The organism is Plantibacter sp. (assembly GCF_059073635.1).
Genome location: NZ_JCACOF010000012.1, coordinates 255,601 through 279,265, shown reverse-complemented (window position 1 = coordinate 279,265; position 23,665 = coordinate 255,601). Strand labels below are relative to the sequence as shown.

The window sequence follows — 23,665 nt, the reverse complement described above, 5'->3', positions numbered from 1 at the left end:
CGCGGCTCGGGCACCACCCCACGATTATCGCACGAACAGGGCCGACGGTCCTGAGTACGGACCACCCGGGCATGTCCCGCCGCCGTTCAGGCGGGCGTGCGAGAATCAGGGCGTGTCAACTCCGGTCATCGACGCGCGCCCCAAGGGCCTCGCCATCTTCCTCATCGTCGCAGGTGTCATCGGGTGGATCGCGGCGTTCGCGCTCACCCTCGACAAGTTCCAGCTCCTGCAGGATCCGAACGCCCAGCTCGGCTGCAATCTGAGCATCCTCGTGCAGTGCGGGGTCAACCTGAACTCCTGGCAGGGTGCCATCCTCGGGTTCCCGAACCCGATCATCGGTCTCGCCGCCTGGATCGCCCCGATCGCCGTCGGCGTCGCGGTCCTCGCCGGTGCGCAGTTCGCGCGGTGGTTCTGGATCGCCTTCAACATCGGGTTCCTCGGCGCGCTGGGATTCGTCATCTGGCTGATCTCGCAGAGCATCTTCGTCCTCGGCACGCTGTGCCCGTGGTGCATGGTCACCTGGTCGGTGACGATCCCCTCGTTCATCGCGGTGACCGCGTTCACCCTGCGGAACGGCATCATCCCGGCGTCCCCCGCCGTCCGCCGCGTCGCCGGGGTCGTGTCCTCCTGGATCGTGGTGGTGACGCTCGGGTGCTACCTCGTGGTGGCGGTCATCGCCCAGCTCCGCCTCGACGTCCTGTCCTACCTGTAGCCGGTGGCGGCCCGAACGGCCGCCGGACGCGTACGACGAAGCCCGCCCCCGGAATCGGAGGCGGGCTTCGTCGTGCGGAGTCGGTGCGTCAGGCGAACCAGAGCGCGAGCTCGCGGGAGGCGGACTCGGGGCTGTCCGAGCCGTGGACGAGGTTCTGCTGGACCTTGAGGCCCCAGTCGCGGCCGAAGTCGCCGCGGATGGTCCCGGGCGCGGCGGTGGTCGGGTCGGTCGTGCCGGCGAGCGAGCGGAAGCCCTCGATGACGCGGTTGCCGGCGACGCGGATCGCGACGACGGGACCGCTCAGCATGAACTCGACGAGGGGCTCGTAGAACGGCTTGCCCTCGTGCTCGGCGTAGTGGGCGGCCAGCAGCTCGCGGTCCGGCTCGACCATGCGCAGGTCCACGAGCGAATAGCCCTTCGCCTCGATCCGACGGAGGATCTCGCCGGTCAGGTTGCGTGCGACGCCGTCAGGCTTCACGAGTACCAGGGTTTCTTCAACAGCCACGGTCAATCCTTCGCTTCTCGGTAGAGCGCCTGCTGACGCTCGATCTTGTCGCCTTGGACCATCGCATAGGTCCAGACGGCTGCGGCCATCCCGCCGACGAGGAACATCATCGGCACGAGCAGGCCGGTAGCCACGATAGCGGCTTGCACCGCCCAGCCCAGCCAATACCCCCAGCGGAATCGCAGGAGCGGGATCGTCGCGACGATGATCAGGCACAGCACCGCTCCGCCGATCAACGCGACCGGGGCCGGGAGGGCCTTCAGCCCGAAGATGACGAGCGCGCCGAGGAACATGACGATCATCTCGAAGCCGAGGATGATCGATCCGAGGGTCTGCTTGATGCTCCGTGGAGCCCGACTCCGTGCCATGCCGCTCATGCGGTCGCCTTCCATTCCCGGTCGTCGGCGATCTCGATCGCCTCGCCCACGAGGGTGATCGAGCCGGTGATCACCACCAGCCGGCGCGGCGCCTCCTCGGCCCAGCGCCGTGCGTCCTCCGCGGCCTCGTCGAGCGTGTCGGCGAAGGTCGACGCCGGCAGGTCGAGCGATGCGGCGAGGCGCGAGAGCTCCTCGGCGGGGATCGCCCGCTCCGACTCCGACTGGGTGAAGAAGAAGCCGGATGCGGCGGGCGCCAGGGTCGTCAGGATGCCGGCGGCGTCCTTGTCCTGGAGGATGCCGACCACGAAGGCGATCTCGTCGACGTCGAAGTAGCTGCCGAGTGCGGCGACCAGGGACGCGGCACCGTGCGGGTTGTGCGCCGCGTCGACGAGCACGGTCGGTTCGGTGCCGATGAGCTGCAGACGCCCCGGGGAGGCGACCTCGGTGAGGCCCTCCGCGAGGACGTCCTCCGCGATCGGCTGGGTCGCTCCGCCGAGGAACGCCTCGACCGCGGCGATCGCGAGCGTCGCGTTCCGTCCCTGGTGGTCCCCGTAGAGCGGGAGGTACAGCTCCGGGTAGGTGCCGGCGCGCCCTCGGACGGTGATGAGCTGTCCGCCCACCGCCACGGCGTCCTGCACGAGGGCGAACTCCTCACCTTCGAACACGGCCGGGTCGTCGACCGCCGCGGCGGCGTCGACGATCGCCTGACGCGCGTCGGGGTGCTGCGCGGCCGAGACCACCTGCGCCCCGGGCTTGATGATGCCGGCCTTGGTGCGCGCGATCTCGGCGATCGTCTTGCCGAGACGCTGCACGTGGTCGAGGTCGATGGGCGTGAAGACGGCGACCTCGGCATCGGCGGCGTTCGTCGAGTCCCAGGCACCGCCCATCCCCACCTCGACGACGGCGACGTCGACGGGGGCGTCGCCGAAGCAGGCGAATCCCAGGACGGTGAGCGCCTCGAAGAAGGTCAGCGCGGGCTCACCGGCCGCCGTGAGCTCGGCGTCGACCATCGCCAGATACGGCTTGATGTCGTCCCAGTTCCTGGCGACGGCCTCGTCCGAGATCCGCTCGCCGTCGATCCCGATGCGCTCGGTGAACCGGACGAGGTGCGGACTCGTGAAGAGACCGGTGCGGAGCCCGTGGGCGCGGAGGATGCTCTCGATCATGCGCGCCGTGCTCGTCTTGCCGTTCGTTCCGGCGATCTGGATGATCGCGAAGGACGACTCCGGGTTGCCGAGGAGCTCGAGCGCCCGCTTGGTGGCACCGAGACGCGGCTGCGGCTGGGCCTCCCCCAGCCGTTCCAGGAGCTCGCGGTACACGGCGTCGGCGGCATCGGCCGCGGACAACTCGTCTCCGGGGATCAGGTCATCGGACATCGGCGGTCTCCTCTGCACGCGCGACGGTCACGGTGAAGGCTCCGGCGTTGCCGAACTTCCCGGCCGCGAACGACTGGGCGAAGCCCGACGCTCCAGCCTGGGCCTCGTCGTCGGACCAGGTCAGGGACGTCGCCAGGGTGTCGCCGGCGAGGTCGACCACGTCGAGAGCACTGCGCACCGCGCGTTCGTCGGCGTCGTCCTCGAATCGGAGCTGCAGCCGGATCCGGTCGCTCACCTGCAGGTCCGCCGCCTTCCGGGTGTCCTGCACAGCACGGATGACGTCGCGGGCGAGTCCCTCCGCTTCGAGCTCGGGCGTCAGCGTGGTCTCGAGCAGGGCGAAGCCACCCGAGGGCAGGAGCGCGAGCGCAACGCCACCGGCGGCGCCCGAGGACGCCTCCATGACGAGCTCGTACTCGCCGTCGACGAGCTCGATGCCGCCGGCCGTGACCGTGCCGTCGACCTCGGACCAGTCGCCGCTCCGAGCGCCCTTGATCGCCTGCTGCACCGTCTTGCCGAGGCGCGGGCCCGCCGCGCGGGCGTTGATCGAGAGGCGCGAGGTGACGCCGAACTCGGTGCCGCTGGTGTCGGTCAACTCGGCGAAGGAGACGGCCTTGAGGTTGAGCTCCTCGCGGAGGATCGCCTCGAACGGTGCGAGCGACGCGGGGTCGGGCGTGACCACGGTGAGCGATGCGAGCGGCAACCGGACACGGAGACCGGCCTGCTTGCGGAGGGCGAGGGTGACACCGGAGACCTCGCGGACCCGGTCCATCGCCTCGACGAGTGCTGCGTCCTCCGGGAACGCCTCGGGCTCAGGCCAGTCGGTGAGGTGCACGCTGCGCTCGCCCGTCAGGCCGGTCCAGATCTGCTCCGTGATGAGCGGCAGGAGTGGAGCGGCGACCCGGCAGTACGTCTCGAGGACGGTGTAGAGCGTGTCGAAGGCGTCGCGGTCGAAGACGCCACCGTCGGTCGACCAGAAGCGGTCGCGGGAGCGACGCACGTACCAGTTGGTCAGGACGTCCGCGAAGTCCCGCAGCGAGGCCGCTGCGAGGGTCGCGTCGAACGCCTCGAGGTGGTCGGTCACCGTGACGACGAGCTCACGCGTCTTGGCGAGGATGTAGCGGTCGAGGACGTCGGTGGAGTCCGTGCGCCACTCGGCGTCGTAGCCACCAGGCACCGCCGTGTTGGCGTACAGCGAGAAGAAGTACCAGGTGTTCCACAACGGCAGCATCACCTGGCGGACGCCCTCACGGATGCCCTCCTCCGTCACGACGAGGTTGCCGCCGCGCAGCACCGAGCTCGACATGAGGAACCAGCGCATGGCGTCGGAACCGTCGCGGTCGAAGACCTCGTTGACGTCCGGGTAGTTGCGCAGCGACTTCGACATCTTCTGGCCGTCGCTGCCGAGGACGATGCCGTGGCTCACGACGCTCGTGAACGCCGGCCGGTCGAACAGCGCGGTCGACAGCACGTGCAGGAGGTAGAACCACCCACGCGTCTGGCCGATGTACTCGACGATGAAGTCCGCGGGGCTGTGCGAGTCGAACCACTCGCGGTTCTCGAACGGGTAGTGCACCTGGGCGAACGGCATCGATCCGGAGTCGAACCAGACGTCGAGGACGTCGGTGATGCGGCGCATCGTCGACCGGCCGGTCGGGTCGTCGGGGTTCGGCCGCGTGAGCTCGTCGATGTACGGGCGGTGCAGATCGGTCGGGCGCACGCCGAAGTCGGCCTCGAGCTCGTCCAGCGAGCCGTACACGTCGATGCGCGGGTAGGCCGGGTCGTCGCTCTTCCACACCGGGATCGGTGAACCCCAGTACCGGTTGCGGCTGATCGACCAGTCGCGCGCACCCGCGAGCCACTTGCCGAACTGTCCGTCCTTCACGTTCTCCGGCACCCAGGTGATCTCCTGGTTGAGCTCCTCCATGCGGTCGCGGAACTCGGGCACGCGGACGAACCAGCTCGACACCGCCTTGTAGATGAGCGGCTGCTTGCAGCGCCAGCAGTGCGGGTAGGAGTGCTCGTAGCTCGCCTGACGCAGGAGGCGTCCCTGTGCCTTCAACAGCTGGGTGAGCGGCTTGTTGGCGTCGAAGACCTGGAGACCGGCGACGTCGGACACCTCGGGGAGGAACTTCCCGCCGTCGTCGACGGAGACGATCACCGGGATGCCGGCGGCCTCGCACACCTTCTGGTCCTCTTCACCGTAGGCGGGGGCCTGGTGCACGATGCCGGTGCCGTCCTCGGTCGACACGTAGTCGGCGACGAGGATGCGCCAGGCCTGCTCCATGCCCCACTCGGCGTCGGCGTAGTAGTCCCAGAGGCGGTCGTAGGAGACGCCTTCGAGCTCGCGCCCGACGATCGTCCGGGAGACGGCGGCCTGCGCCTCGGCCGCGGAGTCGTAGCCGAGGTCCTTCGCGTAGTTGCCGAGCAGCGCCGAGGCGATGAGGTACTCGCCGCCGAGGACCTCGGTGTCGGCGTGGGCGGAGCCCTCCTCGCGGAGCACCGTGGCGTCGGGGGTGCCGTTCGGACCGGCCGGGACGACCGCGTACTCGATGTCGGGCCCGACGGCGAGCGCGGCGTTCGTCGGCAGGGTCCAGGGCGTGGTCGTCCAGGCGAGCGCGCGGACGGCGGTCAGTCCGAGGCTCTCGGCCTTCGGACCGACCAGCGGGAAGGTGACCGTGACGGTCTGGTCCTGACGGGAACGGTAGACGTCGTCGTCCATCCGCAGCTCGTGGTTGGAGAGCGGCGTCTGGTCGCGCCAGCAGTAGGGCAGCACCCGGTAGCCCTCGTAGGCGAGGCCCTTGTCGTGGAGCTGCTTGAAGGCCCAGATGACCGACTCCATGTAGGTCACGTCGAGGGTCTTGTAGTCGTGCTCGAAGTCGACCCAGCGCGCCTGGCGCGTCACGTAGTCCTGCCATTCCTCCGTGTAGCGGAGGACGGAGTCGCGTGCGACCTGGTTGAAGGCGGCGAGCCCCATCTCGTCGATCTGTCGCTTGTCGGTGATGCCGAGCTGGCGCTCCGCCTCGAGCTCGGCGGGGAGGCCGTGGGTGTCCCAGCCGAACCGGCGGTGCACCTGCTTGCCGCGCATCGTCTGGAACCGGGGGAAGAGGTCCTTGGCGTAGCCCGTGAGGAGGTGACCGTAGTGCGGGAGGCCGTTCGCGAAGGGCGGGCCGTCGTAGAACACCCACTCCGGAGCGCCCTCGCGCTGGTCGATGGAGGCCTGGAAGGTGCCGTCGGCGGCCCAACGGGCGAGCACCCCCTCCTCGATCGAGGGGAAGCTGGGCGACGGCGTCACGCCGAACGCCGCGCCGTTCGACGCCGACTCGGTTGGGGTCGGTTCCTGGGACTTCGGGTAGCTCATCGTTCTCCTGGCAGGTCTCGTGGGTCCTGCGAGGACGCCGGCGTTGCCGACGCGGTACCACCCCGCTTGCCGCTCCACTGGAACGGCCGCTCTGCATCGGCTGTGACGGGCCTGACCCGCTCGGTTCTACTGGGCTCCCGCTGAGCGGTCGCTGTTCTGCCGAGGACTCCCCGGTGATGGCCGGATCGATGTCGATGGTCCCATCGTACAGCCTGCGGAGCGGCTCCGAGGAGGGTCGGCTACGAGGAGCTCGGCCCGTCGATCCGGGCGAGGGCGCGGCCGTACCCGTCCACCACCGGAGCGATCGCGCGGCGGAGGTAGTCGCCGAGCTCGCCCCGGCCGACACCTGCGGCCGCCCAGGCCCCGGCGCCGGCGACGATCGCGCCGGCGAGCGCCGCTGCGGCGGACCGGATGGTCAGCTCGTCGGCGCGGACGGCGAGGCGCGCGAGCGAGACCCGGAGCACGGCTTGGAGACGCAGCAGACGTTCGAGGCCGGACGCCTGCAGCTCCCACGCGGTGTCCATCAGCTCGATCTGCGTGAGCGCCCAGGGCACGGCGCCGTTCGAGCGCTCCTCGGCGATGCCCAGGAGCGCGGCTTGCAGTGACGGCATGGCGTCGGCGACATCCGTCGCGGGGGCGTCCCCGGCTGCGGCGAGCGCCCGTTCGAGTCCGGCGAGCGCGGCGTCGACGTCGACCCAGAGGACGTCGCTCTTGGAGCCGAAGTAGTTGAAGAAGGTGTTGCGGCTGACGCCGGCGCGGCTCGCGATCTGGTCGACGGTGGTGCCGGGGTATCCCTGTTCGAGGAAGAGTTCGGCGGCCGCCTCCTCGAGGACGCGTCGGGAGGATCGTCGGGGTCTGCCGACGGCGTTCCGTGCCGGTGGTCGTGCCATGTGGGCTCCTTCCGCCGCCTGTGAGCCTAGCCGTCGTGCGAGGGGTCGGGGCGTGGTGCCGAGGCTCTATGCTGGTTCCGAGACGGCGTCCAATAATTCGTCCGACGCCGCCACCGGGCCCTCAGCACCCGGTCGATCGCCTTCTGGAGTCCCTGTGCCCGCATCCCCCTCCCCTGCCCGTCGACGCCCTGCGTCCTCGCGTCGTCCGTTGCGCATCGCCGCGGCGCTCGTTCCGCTCGCGGTCCTGCTCGCAGCGTGTGCACCGGGGACGCCGGCCGACGTCGAGCACGCCGAAGGCCGGTGGGACCCTCGTCTACGCCAGCGGGGACGCCGAGCCCACGTGTCTCGATCCGCACGTCGGCGGCAACTACCCGCAGGCCCTGTTGAGTGCACAGTTCCTCGAGCCGCTCGTCTCCCGAGACGCGAAGGGTGAGATCATCCCGTGGCTCGCCGAGTCCTGGACGACGTCGGAGGACGGTCTGACCTGGGAGTTCACGCTGCGGTCGGACGTGACGTTCACCGACGGCACCCCGTTCGACGCGGCAGCGGTCAAGGCGAACATCGAGCACCTGCAGGACCCGGCGACGAAGTCGTCCACGGGCTACCTCGCGGTGGGCAAGGTCGCGTCGGTCGAGGCGGTCGACGCCACGACGGCCCGGTTCATCCTCTCCGCTCCCGACAGCGCGCTCCTGGAGTCGTTGTCGCAGCCGTGGACGGCGATGGAGTCCCCGACGGGGATCGCCCGCGGTGAGGCGGCGAACTGCGATGCGCCGGTCGGTACCGGACCGTTCGTCGTCGACGAGTGGGTGAAGCAGGACCACGTCTCGCTCGTCCGGAACGACGCCTACGACTCGGCACCGGGCGACGCCGCGAACGACGGGCCGGCGTACCTCGACGGCATCACGTGGCGCTTCATCCCCGACTCCGCGTCGCGCTTCGCGGCACTCCAGAGCGGCGACGTCGACATCATCGACAACGCGCAGCCCGACACGATCGCGCAGGCGAAGGACTCGAAGACGATCGTCGACCTGGACGCACCGCGCCCCGGTGCCTCGAACCGGATCGAGCTGAACGCGGGACAGGCGCCGTTCGACGACCAGCGCGTGCGTGAGGCCTTCGTGCGGTCGACGGACGTGAACGCCGGCATCGAGTCCCTGTTCTTCGGCACGGCGAAGCGTTCCTACTCGCCGCTGTCGAGTGCGGAGGCCACCGCCTACTCCGACGAGAGCCTGTTCGGCTACGACCTCGATGCGGCGAACAAGCTCCTGGACGAGGCAGGCTGGACCGAGAAGGACGAGGACGGCGTGCGGACGAAGGACGGCGTCCGGCTGACCGTGCGGTTCCCCGTCAGCACGAACCAGTCGATCCCGGCCGAGCAGTCGCTCTTCGAGCAGATCCAGGCCGGAGCCGGTGACGCCGGCTTCGACGTGCAGCTCGAGCTGCTCGACCTCTCGAGCTGGTACGAGGCGCTCGGCTCCAACGCCTACGAGGCCGTCAGCGCTCCGTACACGAAGGTGGGACCGGACGTGCTCCGCGTGCTCTACGACTCCTCGGGCATCGTCCCGGCGCCGAGCGGCTACTTCGCGAACCACGCCCAGCTGGACGACCCCGCGCTCGACGAGATCCTGAAGCAGGCGAGCGACACCCTCGATCCCGAGGAGCGGGCGTTCCTCTACGAGCAGGCGCAGCAGATCATCCTCGACGGCTACTACATCCTGCCGCTCTACGACCAGCAGAACCACTTCCTGCTGAGCACCTCGCTGCAGGGCGTCCGCGCGCTGCCGACGGTGTCGACGCCGGTCTTCGGGGACGCCTGGCTCGTGGAGTGAGCTCCGTCGGCCGCTCGGGACGCGACCTCCGCCGCCTGGCCGGGCGGATCGGGGCGCGTCTGGCCGGTGCGGTGTTCGTGCTCTGGGCGGTCGCGACGGTCACCTTCTTCGCCGTCCGGCTGATCCCCGGCGATCCGGCGCAGGCCTATCTCGGTGGCCCCGGCTCCCAGGCGTCGGCTGAAGCGCTCGAGCGGGTGCGCGAGCAGTACGGCCTGGACCAGCCGCTCCTCGTGCAGTACCTCGCGCAACTGGTCCGACTGGTCCAGGGGGATCTCGGCGAGTCGGCGTCCCTCCGCACGCCGGTGGCCCAGGTGCTCGCCGAACAGCTCGGCGGGACGCTGGTACTGGCGACGGCGTCGCTCGCCGTCGCCTGGCTCCTCGCGCTCGGCCTCGCGGTCTGGTCGACCCGTGGTGGGCGGGTGTCCGCGGCCCTCGGATCGGCCGTCGAGCTCGTGGCGGCGTCGCTCCCCCAGTTCTGGCTCGCGACCGTCCTCATCACACTCTTCAGCACCTGGCTCGGATGGCTCCCTCCGGTGAGCACGGGTGATGCGGTCGGTCTCATCCTCCCGGTGCTGACCCTGGCCATCCCGGTCGCCGGGTTCCTGGCCCAGGTGATGCGGGAACCGTTGCTCGACGCGGGGAGCGCACCGTTCGCCGTCTCCGCGGCCGCCCGTGGTGAATCGACCACCGGCCTCCTGCTCAGACACGGCCTACGCCACGCCGCCGTGCCCGCGGTGAACCTGTCGGGATGGGCCTTCGGGTACCTCATCAGCGGCGCGGTGGTGGTGGAGACCATCTTCGCCCGGCCCGGCCTCGGACGGACGCTGCTCCAGGCGGTGACCGTCCGCGATGTCCCGGTGGTCACCGGCGTGGTGCTGAGCTCGGCGGTGGCCTACGTCGTCGTCATGTTCCTCGCGGACCTCGCGGCGGAGCTGCTCGACCCACGCGACCGGATCCGGCGGTCCGGTTCATGAGCGGGCTCGCGATCACGCCGGCGTCCGGAAGCGCCGACGCCCGGGTCCGCCGCGGATGGCGCCGGTCGTCGGGATTCGGCGCACCCGAGATCGTCGCGGCCGTGGTGGTGCTGTTCCTGCTCGGCTGTGCGCTCGCCCCCCAGCTGTTCGCGACAGCGTCACCGACGGCGGTCGACCCGCGGGCCGCGTTCTCGCCGCCCTCCCTCACGCACTGGTTCGGCACGGACGAGTCCGGCCGCGACGTCTGGAGCCGGGTCGTGCACGGTGCGGGGACCTCGCTCCTCATCGGCGTCGCCGCGACGGCCATCGGACTGATCCTCGGAGCAGTCCTCGCGACGATCGCCGCAGTCGGCGGCCGGATCGCGGACTTCGCCGTAGGACGCGTCCTCGAGGTGCTCTTCGCGTTCCCCGGCCTGTTGCTCGCGCTCCTCGTGATCGTCATCGCGGGGCCCGGTCCCGTCACGGCGACGATCGCGGTCGGCCTGTCGACGGCGCCGGGCTATGCGCGCCTCATCCGCGGTCAGCTGCTCCAGGTCCGCTCCTCCGACTTCGTCGAGGCCGCGCGAGTGCTCGGGCACGGGCCGGCCCGGATCCTGTTCCGACACATCCTCCCGAACGCCGTCGCCCCGCTGTTCGTCCTCGCGACCCTCGGCATCGGACAGGCGGTCGTCTGGGCGTCCGCCCTGAGCTACCTCGGGCTCGGGGCGCAACCACCCGCGCCGGAATGGGGTGCCATGCTCGCCGCAGCACGAACCTACCTCGCGACGGCGTGGTGGCTCACGGCGTTCCCGGGTCTGATGATCGTCGCGACCGCCCTGTCCACCACGGTCCTCGGCCGGGGTCTCCAGCGCCGATCTCGGGAGGATGGCCGATGAGCGACACCAGTCCACTGCTCCAGGTGGAAGCACTGACGGTCGGATTCGACAGCGGGGACGCCGTCGTCTCCGGCGTCTCCTTCCAGGTCGAGCGCGGCACCTGCGTCGCGATCGTCGGCGAGTCGGGCTCCGGCAAGAGCGTGACCGCCAGATCGCTCCTGGGCCTCGCCGGCGCATCTGCGCGGGTGACGGCCACTCGACTCGACTTCGACGGCACCGACCTCCGCGGACTCGGAGCATCGGCCTGGCGACGCCTGCGCGGGCGTCGCATCGGACTCGTCCTCCAGGACGCCCTCGTGTCGCTCGACCCCTTGCGACCGATCGGGCGCGAGATCGACGACGCACTCCGACTCGGCACCGACCTCGACCGGACCGCCCGCACCCGGCGGGTGCTCGAACTCCTCGAATCCGTCGGCATGCCCGACCCGGCTTCCCGCATCGGCCAACGTTCCGGCGAACTCTCCGGCGGACTCCGTCAGCGCGCGCTCATCGCGTCGGCGATCGCACTGGACCCCGACCTCCTCATCGCCGACGAACCGACGACCGCGCTCGACGTCACCGTCCAAGCACGTGTCATCGGCCTCCTCGACGACGTCAAGCGGCGCGGGGCGGGCCTCCTCCTGATCAGCCACGACCTCGCCGTCGTCTCGTCGATCGCCGACCACCTCGTCGTGATGCAGCACGGTGTCGTCGTCGAGCAGGGGCCGGCCGAACAGCTGCTGACCAGGCCGACACACCCGTACACCCGGGCCCTCATCGCCGCGGTCCCCACCGACCGCGCTCGAGGGACACGCCTCAGCGCAGACCAGCCGGTCGACGCGGCACCGGTGGCCGAACAGCCGGCGACGCGCACCCGCCCGACGACGCAGGACCGATCGGACGCACCCGCGCTCGAGTTCCGATCCGTCTCCCGCAGCTTCGAGCGTGGCCGCGGCGCCTCGGCGATCCTGGCGGTCGACGACGTCTCGCTCCGCCTGGAACCGGGGACGACCCTGGGCGTGGTCGGCGAGTCCGGTTCGGGCAAGACCACCCTCGCCCGCATCGCACTCGGCCTCACCGCGCCACAGTCGGGAACGGTGCTCCTCGAGGGCGAACCATGGTCGGAGCTCCACGAGCGAGCGCGTCGTCCACGACGGAACCGTCTGGGCTGGGTCTCGCAGGATCCGCTGAGCTCGTTCGATCCACGCTGGCGCGTCGACGCCATCCTCGCCGACGCCGTTCATGGACGCGAAGTCGCACCTCGCGACATCACCCGTCTCCTCGAGGACGTCGGCCTCCATCCCTCGCTGGCTCGCGCGCGCCCGCGGACCCTCTCCGGCGGGCAGCGGCAACGCGTGGCGATCGCGCGGGCACTCGCGAGTCGACCGTCGACGCTCATCCTCGACGAACCCGTCTCCGCGCTCGACGTCACCGTCCAGGCCAGGATCCTGGACCTCCTCGACGAGCTGCAGCGACGCCACGGCCTGAGCTACCTGTTGATCTCCCACGACCTCGGCGTCATCCGGCACATGAGCGACCGGGTCGCCGTGATGCAGCACGGGCGGGTGGTCGAGCATGGCGACGCCGAGCAGGTCTTCACCGCCCCGGCCCACCCCTACACCGCCCGACTCGCAGCCGACGCTCCGCGCCTCATCGCGCCCGGTGCGGCATCAGGGCGCGACGGCGCCTGACTCCGGCGTCGGGATCCGGTCCAGCACCGCCTGGACGACGGGCGCGAGGGTCTCGGCGTACACCCAGCTCAGGTGGTGGTGATCGCGGTACGCGAGGACACCACCGATGACCGGCGAGCACCGATCGGACGCGCACAGGGCGTCCGAGAGGTCGACGGCGCGGACCCGTGGGTCGGTGCTCGCGAGGGCGGCCTCGTACTGCGGATCCTCCGTGAGCGCGTCGCTCCGGTCCCGGGCGCACCCGTCCTCCGGATCAGCGTCGTCGCGGACGCACTCCAGCACGTCGTCCGACATCGTCGGGGTGTCACGCAGGACGACGATCTGCTCGATCGTCGCTGGCACGAGCGCCCAGCGCTCCGCATAGGCTTCCGCGGCCACCTCCCGCCAGTCGCGGTCCCCCTCGGCGACGACCGGGTTCCGGGCGCGCGCCGAGACGACGAGCGTGTCGATCTCCGGTTCGTCCTGCAGCAGCTCGAGGGCGTCGCGGTTCCAGCTCAGGCACCCGGCGCGCATCTCGGCGAGCACCGCCGCGCTCGTCCCGGGCTCCGTGCGCTCGGCGTCGCTGAACGGGCAGGAGCTCTTCGCCGCGACGAGGAGCCGCCACCCGTTCGTCTCGGCAGCCGTCGCGAACGCCGGCAACCACTGCTCGGCGTGGGAGTCCCCGATGAGCGCCACCGTCCTCGTCGCCTGCTCCGCGCTGGCGCCGTAGGCGCAGACCTCGAACGCGGCAGCCCGGATGTCGGTGATGCAGCGGTCCGGCGGCAGGTCGGCGAGCGACGCGTCAGGAATGACGACCCCGCGGGTCTCGTCCCCGGGAGACGCCGAGGAACCGTCGCGCGAGGTCTCGCCACCGGAGCCCTCCGTGCCGTCCGATGACGCTCCGTCGTCCCGCGGACACGCTGCAGCATCGACGAGCTCCGCGGCACCGAGGCAGTTCGACGGGGTCGCGACCAGGGTCTCGATGCGCTGCTGTTCGGCCGCGATGCGCGCCTCGGCACCGGGGAGCACCCCGATCGAGGCGACCAACAGGACGCTCATCGCGAGGGCGGTCGCGCCGATGACCCGTCGTGGCCGCCAACCGGCGATCCGCCCGAACCGGATCGGGCGCTCCACGAACCGCGTCGTCACCTCCGCGAGGACGCCCGTGATGACGAGGAGGACGAGCTGCTCGGGGATGGAGGCCGACCGAGCGAGCACGATCCCGCCGAACACGATGAGGGGCCAGTGCCAGAGGTAGACCGCGTAGGAGCGGTCGCCGAGCCACTGGATCGGCGCCCGGGCGAGCAGCGCGGTCGGCGACCACCGGACGTCCGGGGCCCAGGCCGCGATCACGGCGATCGTCCCGCCCACCGGCAGCGCCGCGGTCAACGCCGGGAAGGGCGTCTCCCCCGAAAACCAGACGGCAGCCGCCCCGATCGCGGCGAACCCGAGCCAGGCGACGACCGTGCGCGCACCCGCCCGCAGCGCCCACCCGCGCCGGGCTCCCTCGGCCACCAGGATCGCCGTCAGTCCGCCGGCGGCGAACTCCCAGGCCCTCGTCGTCGTCGCGAAGTAGGCCGGGGACGGGTCTTGCGCGGTGAAGACGACCGACCAGGCGGCCGACGCGATGCAGACGAGTCCGATCGCGATCGCGACGCCCCGACGCCGTACCGTCGGCGCGGCCGAGCGTCGGGCGAACCGCACGGCGAGCCAGCCGGCGACGAGGACCAGGATCGGCCAGACGAGGTAGAACTGCTCCTCGACCGACAGCGACCAGAAGTGCTGCACGGGCGACGGAGCGTCCTCTGCCGCGAGGTAGTCGATCGCGGATCCGGCGAGCGCCCAGTTCTCGATGTACAGGCCCGACCACGCGATCTCGCGCAGGAACCGGGGCAGGTCCCCGAGCGGTGCGAGGTACCAGCTCGCGACGAGGGTCGCGGTGAGGACGGTGAGCGCAGCGGGGAGCAGCCGTCGTGCGCGCCGGGCCCAGAACCGCCCGAGTCGGACCGAACCGGATCGCTCGACCTCGGCGAGGAGGTGCGCCGTGATGAGGAACCCGGAGATCGCGAAGAACACGTCGACGCCGACGAACCCGCCCGGCACGAGCCCCGGCCAGAGATGGAACACCACGACGAGCGAGACCGCCACGGCACGAAGGCCTTGGAGGTCGGCTCTCACGGGGCCGGAGGCGGCTCTGGTCGACACGGTCCGATGCTATCGGCGGAGGATGACGGTCTGCGGTCCGGCGTCCTCCCGGTCCCCTGCGATAGCATGGGATGTTCCCACACACTCAGGCACGCAGACACGGTGCCGCACATATCAGCAGGAGATCGCCTCATGACCGCTGCCAGCATCCCGGACAAGCCGGCCCTCGAAGGTCTCGAGCAGAAGTGGGGCTCCTCCTGGGAGTCCGCGGGGACCTACCGGTTCGAGCGCGACGGCGCCACGCGTGAGTGCATCTACTCGATCGACACCCCGCCGCCGACCGCATCCGGCTCCCTGCACATCGGTCACGTCTTCAGCTACACGCACACCGATGTGATCGCCCGCTACCAGCGGATGACCGGCAAGCGCGTCTTCTACCCCATGGGCTGGGACGACAACGGCCTCCCGACCGAACGCCGCGTCCAGAACTACTACGGCGTCCGGTGCGACCCGACGCTCCCCTACGACGCCGACTTCACCCCGCCGTTCGAGGGTGGCGACAACAAGAGCACCAAGGCCGCCGACCAGATCCCGATCTCGCGTCGCAACTTCATCGAGCTGTGCGAGCGCCTCACCGTCGAGGACGAGCAGCAGTTCGAGGCCGTCTGGCGTGCGCTCGGCCTCTCCGTGGACTGGACGCAGAGCTACCGCACCATCGGCGACGAGTCGATCACGGCGAGCCAGCTCGCGTTCCTGCGCAACCTGGACCGCGGCGAGGCCTACCAGGCCATGGCGCCGACCCTCTGGGACATCACCTTCCGCACGGCGGTCGCCCAGGCGGAGCTCGAGGACAAGGAGCAGCCGGGCACCTACCGTCGACTCTCCTTCCACCGCCCCGACGGCGGCACCATCGAGATCGAGACCACACGGCCGGAGCTCCTCCCCGCCTGCGTCGCCCTCGTCGCCCACCCCGACGACGAGCGCTTCAAGCCGCTGTTCGGCACGACCGTGACCACGCCCGTGTTCGGCGTCGAGGTGCCCGTGCTCGCCCACCACCTCGCCCAGCCCGACAAGGGTGCCGGCATCGCGATGGTGTGCACCTTCGGCGACATCACCGACATCGTGTGGTGGCGCGAACTCGACCTCCCCAACCGCGCGATCCTCGGCTTCGACGGCCGCGTCATCTCGGAGGCCCCTGAGGCGATCACCTCCGAAGCCGGCCTCGAGGCGTACGCGCAGCTCGCCGGGAAGACCGTCTTCAGCGCCAAGCAGACCGTCGTCGACCTCCTCGCCGCCTCGGGCGACCTGATCGGCGAGCCGAAGCAGATCACCCACCCGGTGAAGTTCTTCGAGAAGGGCGACAAGCCGCTCGAGATCGTCTCGACCCGCCAGTGGTACATCCGCAACGGCGCCCGCGACGAACAGCTCCGCAGCCGCCTCCTCGAACTCGGCTCGGAGCTCGAGTGGCACCCCGACTTCATGCGCGTGCGCTACGAGAACTGGGTCGGTGGCCTGTCCGGCGACTGGCTGATCTCCCGCCAGCGCTTCTTCGGAGTGCCGATCCCCCTCTGGTACCCGCTCGACGCCGACGGCAACCCGGTCTACGACCAGCCGATCGCGCCAGACCACGCCGCTCTGCCCGTCGACCCGTCCAGCGATGCCGCACCCGGTTACGACGAGTCGCAGCGCGGCGTCCCCGGCGGGTTCATGGGCGAGGTCGACGTCATGGACACCTGGGCCACGTCGAGCCTCACCCCGCAGCTCGCCGGCGGCTGGGAGCGCGACCCCGAGCTCTGGGACCTCGTGTTCCCGTACTCGCTGCGCCCGCAGGGTCAGGACATCATCCGCACCTGGCTGTTCTCCACCATGCTCCGCAGCGTCCTCGAGTACGACCAGAAGCCGTGGGAGCACGCCTCCGTGTCCGGCTTCATCGTCGACCCCGACCGCAAGAAGATGTCGAAGTCGAAGGGCAACGTCGTCACGCCGGCGGCCATGCTCGAGCAGCACGGTTCGGACGCCGTCCGCTACTGGGCGGCCTCGAGCCGTCTCGGCACCGACGCCGCCTTCGACCCGCAGAACCCGACGCAGATCAAGATCGGCCGGCGCCTGGCGATCAAGGTGCTCAACGCCTCGAAGTTCATCCTCGGGTTCACCGGTCGTGAAGACGCCCCGGTGACGGAGGCCGTCGACCTCGCCATGCTGAGCGTGCTCCGCAAGACCGTCGCCGACGCCAGCAGTGCGCTGGCCGGTTACGACCACGCGCGCGCCCTCGAGCTCACCGAGGCGTTCTTCTGGACGTTCTGCGACGACTACCTCGAGCTCGTCAAGGAGCGGGCCTACGGCGAGGAGAGCCCTGAGCAGGCTTCGGCGGTGGCCGCGCTGCGGATCGCGCTCTCCACCCTGCTCCGCCTGTTCGCCCCGTTCATCCCGTTCGCGGCCGAGGAAGCCTGGTCCTGGACGCACGACGGCTCCGTGCACCGTGCCAGCTGGCCGACCGACGAGGAGTTCGCAGGACTCGCGGCGGGCGAACCGCAGGTGCTGCAGCTCGCGAGCGAGGCGCTCACGGGCATCCGGCGCGCGAAGACCGACGCCAAGGCTTCCCAGAAGACCCCGGTGGACTCCGCGGTCATCGCCGGACCCGCCGCATCGATCGAGCTGCTCGCGCTCGTCGCAGACGACCTCCGCGCCGTCGGACGCATCGAGTCCCTCGAGTTCCGCACCGCCGACGTCCTGTCGGTCGGCGACATCGTCTTCACGCCGGCGGCCGACGCCGAGGAGGCACGCGCATGAGCGTCACCATCCGTCCCGCCGTCGAGAGCGACCTGTTCGCCTGGCACGCGCTGTACTCCGGCTACGGGGAGTTCTACGGCAACCCCCTGACCGACGAGAAGGCCGTCCTCGTGTGGGGCTGGCTCAGCGACCCGACCCATCCGTTGACCGCGCTCGTCGCTGAGGACGCACAGGGCGCCCTCGTCGGGCTCGCCCACTATCGCGTGTTCCCCCGTGCCCTCGCCGGTGGGACCGGGCTCTACCTCGACGACCTCTTCGTCGCCGAGGACGCCCGCACCGGCGGGGTCGGGACCGCGCTGATCGAGCACGTCCGCGACCTCGCGAAGGCGGACGGTCACAGCGTCGTCCGGTGGATCACCGCCGCCGACAACGAGCGCGCCCAGGCCGTGTACGACAAGCTGGCGACCCGCACGAGCTGGGTCACCTACGACCTGGAGCCGTGATGCAACTCGGAACCCGCTGGGCCGTCGGCGCCAAGCCACCGGAGAACGTGCCGACGCCGGTGCAGACGGCCATCGCCGCTGAGGAGCAGGAGTTGCTCGCGCAGGGTGTCGACACGTCCTCGTGGCGCTGGACCCTCACCTGGCTCGAACGCCGGCCCGTGGTCGAGCTCGACGACGGTACGACCATCCGTCAGCACGCGGACGGATCCGTCAGCCTCACCCGACCGGACGACGACCACGACGACGACGAGGACTGAGCCTCCTCCCCGGCACGCTGGATAGGGTGAGGTATGGAATCACACACGAATCCGTTCCTCCAGCCGAGCACACTCCCCTATCAGCTGCCGCCGTTCGGCGAGATCCGCGAGGAGCACTTCCGCCCCGCCTTCACCGCCGGGTTCGCGCAGCAACTCGACGAGATCGCGGCGATCACCGCGCAGGACGACGCGCCGACCTTCGAGAACACGCTGATCCCGCTCGAACGGAGCGGCGCGATCCTCCGGCGGGTCGCAGCGGTCTTCTTCAATCAGAGTTCGGCGGACAGCTCCGCGTTCACCAATGAACTCGAGGAGGAGCTCGCTCCGCAGCTGGCCGCCCACGAGGACGCGATCAGGCTCGACCCCGCGCTGTACGCGCGGATCGCGGCGGTCCACGCGAATCTCGACGACCTCCAGCTGACCGCCGAGGCGGTCTACCTGGTCCGACGCGTGTACAGCGAACACACGCTCGCGGGCGCAGGTCTCGACGCCGAGGAGAAGCAGCGGCTCTCCGACCTCAATCTCCGCCTCTCGACACTGACCACCCGGTTCGAGAAGCAGCTCCTGGCCGACACCAACGAGCTCGCCGTCCACCTCACCGATGCCGCGGAGCTCGACGGCCTGAGTGCGGGCGAGATCTCCGCCGCGGCCCAGGCGGCCGCCGAGCGAGGCCTCGACGGCTGGCTCGTCACCCTCGTCCTCCCGACCGGCCATCCGGCGCTGTCGTCGTTGACGCACCGTGGCGTCCGCGAGCGGATCATGACGGCCTCCCGTGCTCGCGGCACACACGGCGGACCGAACGACAACCGCGACCTCGTCCTCGAGATCACCCGCCTCCGAGCCGAGCGCGCCGCACTCCTGGGATTCCCGTCGCACGCGGCAGTGGTCACCGCGGACCAGACCGCGGGGACCCCGGAGGCCGTCGCAGCGCTCCTCTCCCGTCTGGCGATCCCCGCCGCCCGCAACGCGGATCGGGAACAGCGCGAGCTCGAGCGGGTCACCGGCCTCGAGACCGTCGAGGCCTGGGACTGGCCGTTCGCGACCGAACAGGTCAGGATCGACCGGTTCGATGTCGACACCAGCGTGATGCGCCCGTACTTCGAAGCGGAGCGGGTCCTCTTCGACGGCGTGTTCGCCGCAGCGACCAAGCTCTACGGCATCACCTTCGCCGAACGGACCGATCTCCAGGGCTACCACCCCGACGTCCGTGTCTTCGAGGTCTGGAACGAGGACGGCTCCGGCCTCGGCCTGTACCTCCTCGACCTGTACACCCGCGACAGCAAGCGCGGCGGCGCCTGGATGAACGCGCTCATCTCCCAGAACCGCCTGCTCGACCAGCCCACCGTCGTGGTCAACAACCTGAACGTCCCGAAGCCGGCCGACGGCGAACCGACCCTGCTGAGCCTCGACGAGGTCACGACCTTCTTCCACGAGTTCGGCCACGCGCTGCACGGTCTCTTCGCGGAGGTCGAGTACCCGCGGTTCTCCGGTACGAACGTCTTCCGGGACTTCGTCGAGTTCCCGAGCCAGGTGAACGAGATGTGGATGCTGTGGCCCGAGGTGCTCGCCGGCTACGCCAGGCACGTCGAGACCGGTGAGCCGATGCCGCAGGAACTGGTGGCGAAGCTCCAGGCGTCCGAGGGGTTCAACGAGGGCTTCTCGACGAGCGAGTACCTCGCTGCGGCGATGCTCGACCAGGCGTGGCACAGCATCGGTGCAGATGACCGGGTCGACGATGTGGAGGCGTTCGAGGCGGCGGCACTCCGGTCCGCCGGGCTCGACAATCCGGCCGTCCCGCCCCGGTACGCGAGCACGTACTTCGCCCACACCTTCTCGGGCGGATACGACGCCGGCTACTACTCCTACATCTGGAGCGAGGTGCTCGACGCGGACACCGTCGACTGGTTCACGGAGAACGGCGGACTGACGAGGGAGAACGGCGACCGCTTCCGCACCAAGCTCCTCGGGGTCGGCGGTTCGAAGGATCCTCTGGAGGCCTACCGCGACTTCCGTGGGCGCGACGCGGTCATCGAGCCGCTCCTCCGACGCCGCGGGCTCGAGGACTGAACGACGAAGCCCGCCGCAGCGACTCCGGAGGATCCGGGGGCTGCGGCGGGCTTGTTCACCGCTGGGCGTCGTCTAGGCCGACTTCTCCTGGCGGCGAGCCGCACGCGGGACGATCGTCGGGGCCGCGTTCTCGACGACGGACTCCCGGGTGATGACGACGCGAGCGACCTCGTCGGTGGAGGGCACCTCGAACATGATCGGCCCGAGCACCTCTTCCATGATGGCTCGGAGCCCTCGGGCACCGGTCTTGCGGAGGACGGCGAGGTCGGCGATCGCTTCGAGTGCCGCCTGGTCGAACTCCAGCTCGACGCCGTCGATCTCGAACATGCGCTGGTACTGACGCACGAGCGCGTTCTTCGGGACCGTGAGGATCTCCATGAGCGCGTGCTGGTCGAGCGGCGTGACCGTCGTGACGACCGGCAGCCGACCGATGAACTCGGGGATGAGGCCGAACTTGTGGAGGTCTTCCGGCAGGACCTCGCCGAAGAGGTTCACGTCGTCGCCCTTGCTGTGCAGGGGTGCGCCGAAGCCGATGCCCTTCTTGCCCGCGCGGGAGGAGATGATCTCCTCCAGCCCGGCGAAGGCCCCGGCGACGATGAACAGGACGTTCGTCGTGTCGATCTGGATGAACTCCTGGTGCGGGTGCTTCCGGCCGCCCTGCGGGGGTACCGAGGCGACGGTTCCCTCGAGGATCTTGAGGAGCGCCTGCTGGACACCCTCACCGGAGACGTCGCGCGTGATGGAGGGGTTCTCCGCCTTGCGGGCGATCTTGTCGACCTCGTCGATGTAGATGATGCCGGTCTCCGCGCGCTTGACGTCGTAGTCGGCGGCCTGGATGAGCTTGAGGAGGATGTTCTCGACGTCCTCGCCGACGTAGCCGGCCTCGGTCAGTGCGGTCGCATCGGCGACGGCGAAGGGGACGTTCAGTCGCTTCGCGAGGGTCTGCGCGAGATACGTCTTGCCGCAGCCCGTCGGGCCGATGAGGAGGATGTTGCTCTTCGCGATCTCGATGTCGTCGTGCACCGTCTCGGCGGGAGCGAGCGTGGCGCGTGAGCGGACGCGCTTGTAGTGGTTGTACACCGCGACCGAGAGCGCCTTCTTCGCGGCCTCCTGGCCGATGACGTACTCCTCGAGGAAGGCGAAGATCTCCTTCGGCTTCGGGAGGTCGAACTCGCTCACCGTCTCCTCGCTCGCTTCAGCGAGTCGCTCGGCGATGATCTCGTTGCACAACTCGACGCACTCGTCGCAGATGTACACGCCGGGACCAGCGATCAGCTGCTGGACCTGCTTCTGGCTCTTGCCGCAGAACGAGCACTTGAGCAGATCGGCGCTTTCGCCTATCCGTGCCATGTCTTTCCCTCTCCCTGGAGATTCGGTGCTCCGAGCCTAACCTGTCCCTGCGACAACTCGGCGCGCCACCCCGCTGGGATGACGCGCCGAGTCGTGAGCACGGGAGCCGGGTCAGGCCGTGATGGCCGCGACCGGGTTCTTCCGCGAGGTGAGCACCTGGTCGATGAGACCGTACTCGAGCGCCTCGGCGGCCGAGAGGATCTTGTCGCGGTCGATGTCCTTGTTGACCTGCTCCACCGAACGGTTGGAGTGGTGTGCGAGGGTCGACTCGAGCCAGCCGCGCATGCGGAGGATCTCGGCCGCCTGGATCTCGATGTCCGAAGCCTGTCCGTGGCCGGCCTCGCCGACGGCGGGCTGGTGGATCAGGATGCGGGCGTTCGGGAGGGCCAGGCGCTTGCCCGGCGTGCCGGCGGCGGTGAGCACGGCAGCGGCGGAGGCCGCCTGTCCGAGGACCACCGTCATGACGTGCGGACGGATGTACTGCATCGTGTCGTAGATCGCCGTCATCGCGGTGAACGAGCCACCGGGTGAGTTGATGTACATGACGATGTCGCGGTCGGGGTCCATGCTCTCGAGCACGAGCAGCTGGGCCATGATGTCGTCGGCCGATGCGTCGTCGACCTGCACGCCGAGGAAGATGATGCGGTCCTCGAAGAGCTTCGCGTACGGGTCCTGGCGCTTGTAGCCGTAGGCCGTGCGCTCTTCGAAGCTCGGGAGGATGTAGCGAGCACCCGGCATCTGCAGCGAGCGGCCCGCCGCACTGAACGTTGGAGTCTCCATGTGTTGCATTCCTGTCTGGTCGAAGCCGGGTTACTTGTCGCTGTCGACGGTTCCGCCGCCGCCGGCCACGTCGAGCGCGGACTCACGGAGGTGGTCGACGAAACCGTATTCGAGCGCCTCTTCGGCGTTGAACCAGCGGTCGCGGTCGCCATCGGCGTTGATCTGCTCGACGCTCTTGCCGGTCTGCGCCGCGGTGATCTCGGCGAGACGGCGCTTCATGTCGAGGATGAGCTGCGCCTGGGTCTGGATGTCGCTCGACGTCCCGCCGAATCCGCCGTGCGGCTGGTGGAGGAGCACGCGGGCGTTCGGGGTGATGTAGCGCTTGCCCTTGGTGCCGGCCGTGAGGAGGAGCTGACCCATCGACGCGGCCATGCCGATACCGACCGTGACGATGTCGTTCGGCACGAACTGCATGGTGTCGTAGATGGCCATGCCGGCCGTGATGGAGCCACCGGGCGAGTTGATGTAGAGGTAGATGTCGCGCTTCGGGTCGTCCGCGGCGAGGAGCAGCAGCTTGGCCGCGATCTCGTTCGCGTTCTCGTCGCGGACCTCGGCGCCCAGCCAGATGATCCGGTCCTTCAGCAGGCGGTCAAAGACACTGGGCGAGAACTGTGGTTCGGCCATTATCGCTCCGTTTCGGTTGTGCAGTGGTTCGAATCTATCGGAGGCGACGCACCACCAACGCCCTGTTCGCCCTCGGCAGACTCCCGGGCGACGGGGTTCGCCGGCAGCGGACGGCGAGCGGACGGACCGCGCGACCGTCGGGGCTCAGCGGAGCGGATCCGTCTCGAGTTCGTCGGCGTAGGCGCGGACGGACCGGTGGTATCGCGGCAGGTGCGGCACGAGAGCGCGGAGGGCGACGGCGGTCGCTCGACGCGGGTCCCCCGAGCTGGCGAGCGCCAGGGCCAGGAAGGCCGCGGTCGCGTCCGCGTACGGACCGGTCGGATCGTCCGCGAGCTGCTGTTCGAGCAGGACGACGCTCTCAGCGGTCCGGCCGAGGTTGCGGAGGGTGCTGGCCAGTTGGATGATCGCCTGCGGACGGTGCTCCTCGTCGAGCCCGGCCTCGAGCGCGGCGCGATAGCAGACCTCGGCCTCGACCTCGTGGCCGGCGGAGTCGCGTGCACCGGCAGCCTCGAACGCGGCGCGGGCGTCACCCGGCGGACGCTCGGCGGCCAGGGCGTCGATGGCCGCGATGCGCTGCTCGTCGTCGATGGTCTCGTCGGCCCAGACGGCTGCGACGCGGTCGTCCCAGCCGGTTGCGTCGGTCGTCGTCATGATGGCTCCCATT

At 70.0% G+C, this 23,665-nt stretch carries 18 protein-coding genes and 1 pseudogene; 9 read left to right on the top strand and 10 right to left on the bottom strand.

What is annotated here, in order from left to right; genetic code table 11:
* Positions 1-112: 112 nt before the first annotated feature.
* On the top strand, positions 113-712 hold the full coding sequence (locus AC5JOC_RS18630) for a vitamin K epoxide reductase family protein (protein WP_159878484.1): 600 nt from the start codon (positions 113-115) through the stop codon (positions 710-712).
* Positions 713-800: 88 nt separating this feature from the next.
* Here AC5JOC_RS18630 and ndk read toward each other — a convergent pair whose 3' ends face one another.
* From ndk to AC5JOC_RS18605, 5 genes are all read right to left on the bottom strand, one after another.
* Positions 801-1,217, bottom strand: a complete 417-nt coding sequence (gene ndk, locus AC5JOC_RS18625; protein ID WP_064295600.1) for a nucleoside-diphosphate kinase — start codon at positions 1,215-1,217, stop codon at positions 801-803.
* Positions 1,218-1,219: 2 nt separating this feature from the next.
* Positions 1,220-1,594, bottom strand: a complete 375-nt coding sequence (locus tag AC5JOC_RS18620) for a DUF4233 domain-containing protein (RefSeq protein WP_064295611.1) — start codon at positions 1,592-1,594, stop codon at positions 1,220-1,222.
* Entirely contained in the window at positions 1,591-2,970 is a 1,380-nt protein-coding gene (locus AC5JOC_RS18615; RefSeq protein WP_124769186.1) for a bifunctional folylpolyglutamate synthase/dihydrofolate synthase, read from the bottom strand. Before AC5JOC_RS18615 ends, AC5JOC_RS18620 begins: the two co-directional genes overlap by 4 nt.
* On the bottom strand, positions 2,960-6,328 hold the full coding sequence (ileS, locus tag AC5JOC_RS18610) for an isoleucine--tRNA ligase (RefSeq protein ID WP_494246980.1): 3,369 nt from the start codon (positions 6,326-6,328) through the stop codon (positions 2,960-2,962). Before ileS ends, AC5JOC_RS18615 begins: the two co-directional genes overlap by 11 nt.
* Positions 6,329-6,567: 239 nt before the next feature.
* A complete protein-coding gene (locus AC5JOC_RS18605; protein ID WP_079705719.1) occupies positions 6,568-7,218 on the bottom strand; it encodes a TetR/AcrR family transcriptional regulator in 651 nt (216 codons plus the stop codon).
* Between the two features lie 154 nt (positions 7,219-7,372).
* Between AC5JOC_RS18605 and AC5JOC_RS18600 the strand changes: the two are divergent.
* From AC5JOC_RS18600 to AC5JOC_RS18585, 4 genes and pseudogenes are all read left to right on the top strand, one after another.
* Positions 7,373-9,047 (top strand): annotated as a pseudogene (locus tag AC5JOC_RS18600) (ABC transporter substrate-binding protein).
* Positions 9,044-10,021, top strand: a complete 978-nt coding sequence (locus tag AC5JOC_RS18595; RefSeq protein WP_494246979.1) for an ABC transporter permease — start codon at positions 9,044-9,046, stop codon at positions 10,019-10,021. Before AC5JOC_RS18600 ends, AC5JOC_RS18595 begins: the two are co-directional and overlap by 4 nt.
* Positions 10,018-10,896: an ABC transporter permease gene (locus AC5JOC_RS18590; RefSeq protein WP_124769182.1), complete on the top strand. Its 879-nt coding sequence runs from the start codon at positions 10,018-10,020 to the stop codon at positions 10,894-10,896. Before AC5JOC_RS18595 ends, AC5JOC_RS18590 begins: the two co-directional genes overlap by 4 nt.
* Positions 10,893-12,566, top strand: a complete 1,674-nt coding sequence (locus AC5JOC_RS18585; RefSeq protein WP_494246978.1) for a dipeptide ABC transporter ATP-binding protein — start codon at positions 10,893-10,895, stop codon at positions 12,564-12,566. Before AC5JOC_RS18590 ends, AC5JOC_RS18585 begins: the two co-directional genes overlap by 4 nt.
* Here AC5JOC_RS18585 and AC5JOC_RS18580 read toward each other — a convergent pair.
* Positions 12,546-14,750, bottom strand: coding sequence for an acyltransferase family protein (locus tag AC5JOC_RS18580; RefSeq protein WP_494246977.1), 2,205 nt, complete (start codon positions 14,748-14,750; stop codon positions 12,546-12,548). The genes AC5JOC_RS18585 and AC5JOC_RS18580 overlap by 21 nt on opposite strands.
* Before the next feature lie 132 nt (positions 14,751-14,882).
* On the opposite strand from AC5JOC_RS18580, the gene valS reads away from it, so the two are divergent.
* From valS to AC5JOC_RS18560, 4 genes are read left to right on the top strand one after another with little or no spacing between them, the layout of a single operon-like run.
* A complete protein-coding gene (valS, locus tag AC5JOC_RS18575) occupies positions 14,883-17,480 on the top strand; it encodes a valine--tRNA ligase (RefSeq protein ID WP_494246976.1) in 2,598 nt (865 codons plus the stop codon).
* Positions 17,477-17,923, top strand: coding sequence for a GNAT family N-acetyltransferase (locus AC5JOC_RS18570; RefSeq protein WP_064295157.1), 447 nt, complete (start codon positions 17,477-17,479; stop codon positions 17,921-17,923). Before valS ends, AC5JOC_RS18570 begins: the two co-directional genes overlap by 4 nt.
* The gene (locus tag AC5JOC_RS18565) at positions 17,923-18,180 is read left to right on the top strand and encodes a hypothetical protein (protein ID WP_079705712.1); all 258 of its coding nucleotides are present in this window, start codon (positions 17,923-17,925) and stop codon (positions 18,178-18,180) included. Before AC5JOC_RS18570 ends, AC5JOC_RS18565 begins: the two co-directional genes overlap by 1 nt.
* Before the next feature lie 33 nt (positions 18,181-18,213).
* Positions 18,214-20,247: a M3 family metallopeptidase gene (locus AC5JOC_RS18560; protein WP_494246975.1), complete on the top strand. Its 2,034-nt coding sequence runs from the start codon at positions 18,214-18,216 to the stop codon at positions 20,245-20,247.
* A 72-nt stretch (positions 20,248-20,319) separates the two neighbouring features.
* Here the strand turns inward: AC5JOC_RS18560 and clpX are convergent, their stop codons facing one another.
* From clpX to AC5JOC_RS18540, 4 genes are all read right to left on the bottom strand, one after another.
* Positions 20,320-21,597, bottom strand: coding sequence for an ATP-dependent Clp protease ATP-binding subunit ClpX (clpX, locus tag AC5JOC_RS18555; protein ID WP_064295154.1), 1,278 nt, complete (start codon positions 21,595-21,597; stop codon positions 20,320-20,322).
* 111 nt (positions 21,598-21,708) lie between these two features.
* The gene (locus tag AC5JOC_RS18550; protein ID WP_056006676.1) at positions 21,709-22,377 is read right to left on the bottom strand and encodes an ATP-dependent Clp protease proteolytic subunit; all 669 of its coding nucleotides are present in this window, start codon (positions 22,375-22,377) and stop codon (positions 21,709-21,711) included.
* 30 nt (positions 22,378-22,407) lie between these two features.
* Complete coding sequence (locus tag AC5JOC_RS18545; protein WP_056006680.1) at positions 22,408-23,001, bottom strand: ATP-dependent Clp protease proteolytic subunit; 594 nt, start codon at positions 22,999-23,001, stop codon at positions 22,408-22,410.
* Positions 23,002-23,145: 144 nt separating this feature from the next.
* Positions 23,146-23,652 carry a tetratricopeptide repeat protein gene (locus AC5JOC_RS18540; RefSeq protein ID WP_124769176.1) on the bottom strand — a complete coding sequence of 169 codons (507 nt, stop codon included), beginning with the start codon at positions 23,650-23,652 and terminating at the stop codon, positions 23,146-23,148.
* Between the last annotated feature and the right edge of the window lie 13 nt (positions 23,653-23,665).

Excerpts from the sequence above, each read along its gene's own strand:
- ileS (WP_494246980.1), bottom strand. The coding sequence starts at position 6,328 with ATGAGCTACCCGAAGTCCCAGGAACCGACCCCAACCGAGTCGGCGTCG.
- AC5JOC_RS18560 (WP_494246975.1), top strand. The coding sequence starts at position 18,214 with ATGGAATCACACACGAATCCGTTCCTCCAGCCGAGCACACTCCCCTAT.
- AC5JOC_RS18590 (WP_124769182.1), top strand. The coding sequence starts at position 10,018 with ATGAGCGGGCTCGCGATCACGCCGGCGTCCGGAAGCGCCGACGCCCGG.
- AC5JOC_RS18615 (WP_124769186.1), bottom strand. The coding sequence starts at position 2,970 with ATGTCCGATGACCTGATCCCCGGAGACGAGTTGTCCGCGGCCGATGCC.
- valS (WP_494246976.1), top strand. The coding sequence starts at position 14,883 with ATGACCGCTGCCAGCATCCCGGACAAGCCGGCCCTCGAAGGTCTCGAG.
- AC5JOC_RS18540 (WP_124769176.1), bottom strand. The coding sequence starts at position 23,652 with ATGACGACGACCGACGCAACCGGCTGGGACGACCGCGTCGCAGCCGTC.
- AC5JOC_RS18585 (WP_494246978.1), top strand. The coding sequence starts at position 10,893 with ATGAGCGACACCAGTCCACTGCTCCAGGTGGAAGCACTGACGGTCGGA.
- AC5JOC_RS18550 (WP_056006676.1), bottom strand. The coding sequence starts at position 22,377 with ATGGAGACTCCAACGTTCAGTGCGGCGGGCCGCTCGCTGCAGATGCCG.
- AC5JOC_RS18620 (WP_064295611.1), bottom strand. The coding sequence starts at position 1,594 with ATGAGCGGCATGGCACGGAGTCGGGCTCCACGGAGCATCAAGCAGACC.
- AC5JOC_RS18605 (WP_079705719.1), bottom strand. The coding sequence starts at position 7,218 with ATGGCACGACCACCGGCACGGAACGCCGTCGGCAGACCCCGACGATCC.
- AC5JOC_RS18545 (WP_056006680.1), bottom strand. The coding sequence starts at position 23,001 with ATGGCCGAACCACAGTTCTCGCCCAGTGTCTTTGACCGCCTGCTGAAG.
- AC5JOC_RS18570 (WP_064295157.1), top strand. The coding sequence starts at position 17,477 with ATGAGCGTCACCATCCGTCCCGCCGTCGAGAGCGACCTGTTCGCCTGG.
- AC5JOC_RS18565 (WP_079705712.1), top strand. The coding sequence starts at position 17,923 with ATGCAACTCGGAACCCGCTGGGCCGTCGGCGCCAAGCCACCGGAGAAC.
- clpX (WP_064295154.1), bottom strand. The coding sequence starts at position 21,597 with ATGGCACGGATAGGCGAAAGCGCCGATCTGCTCAAGTGCTCGTTCTGC.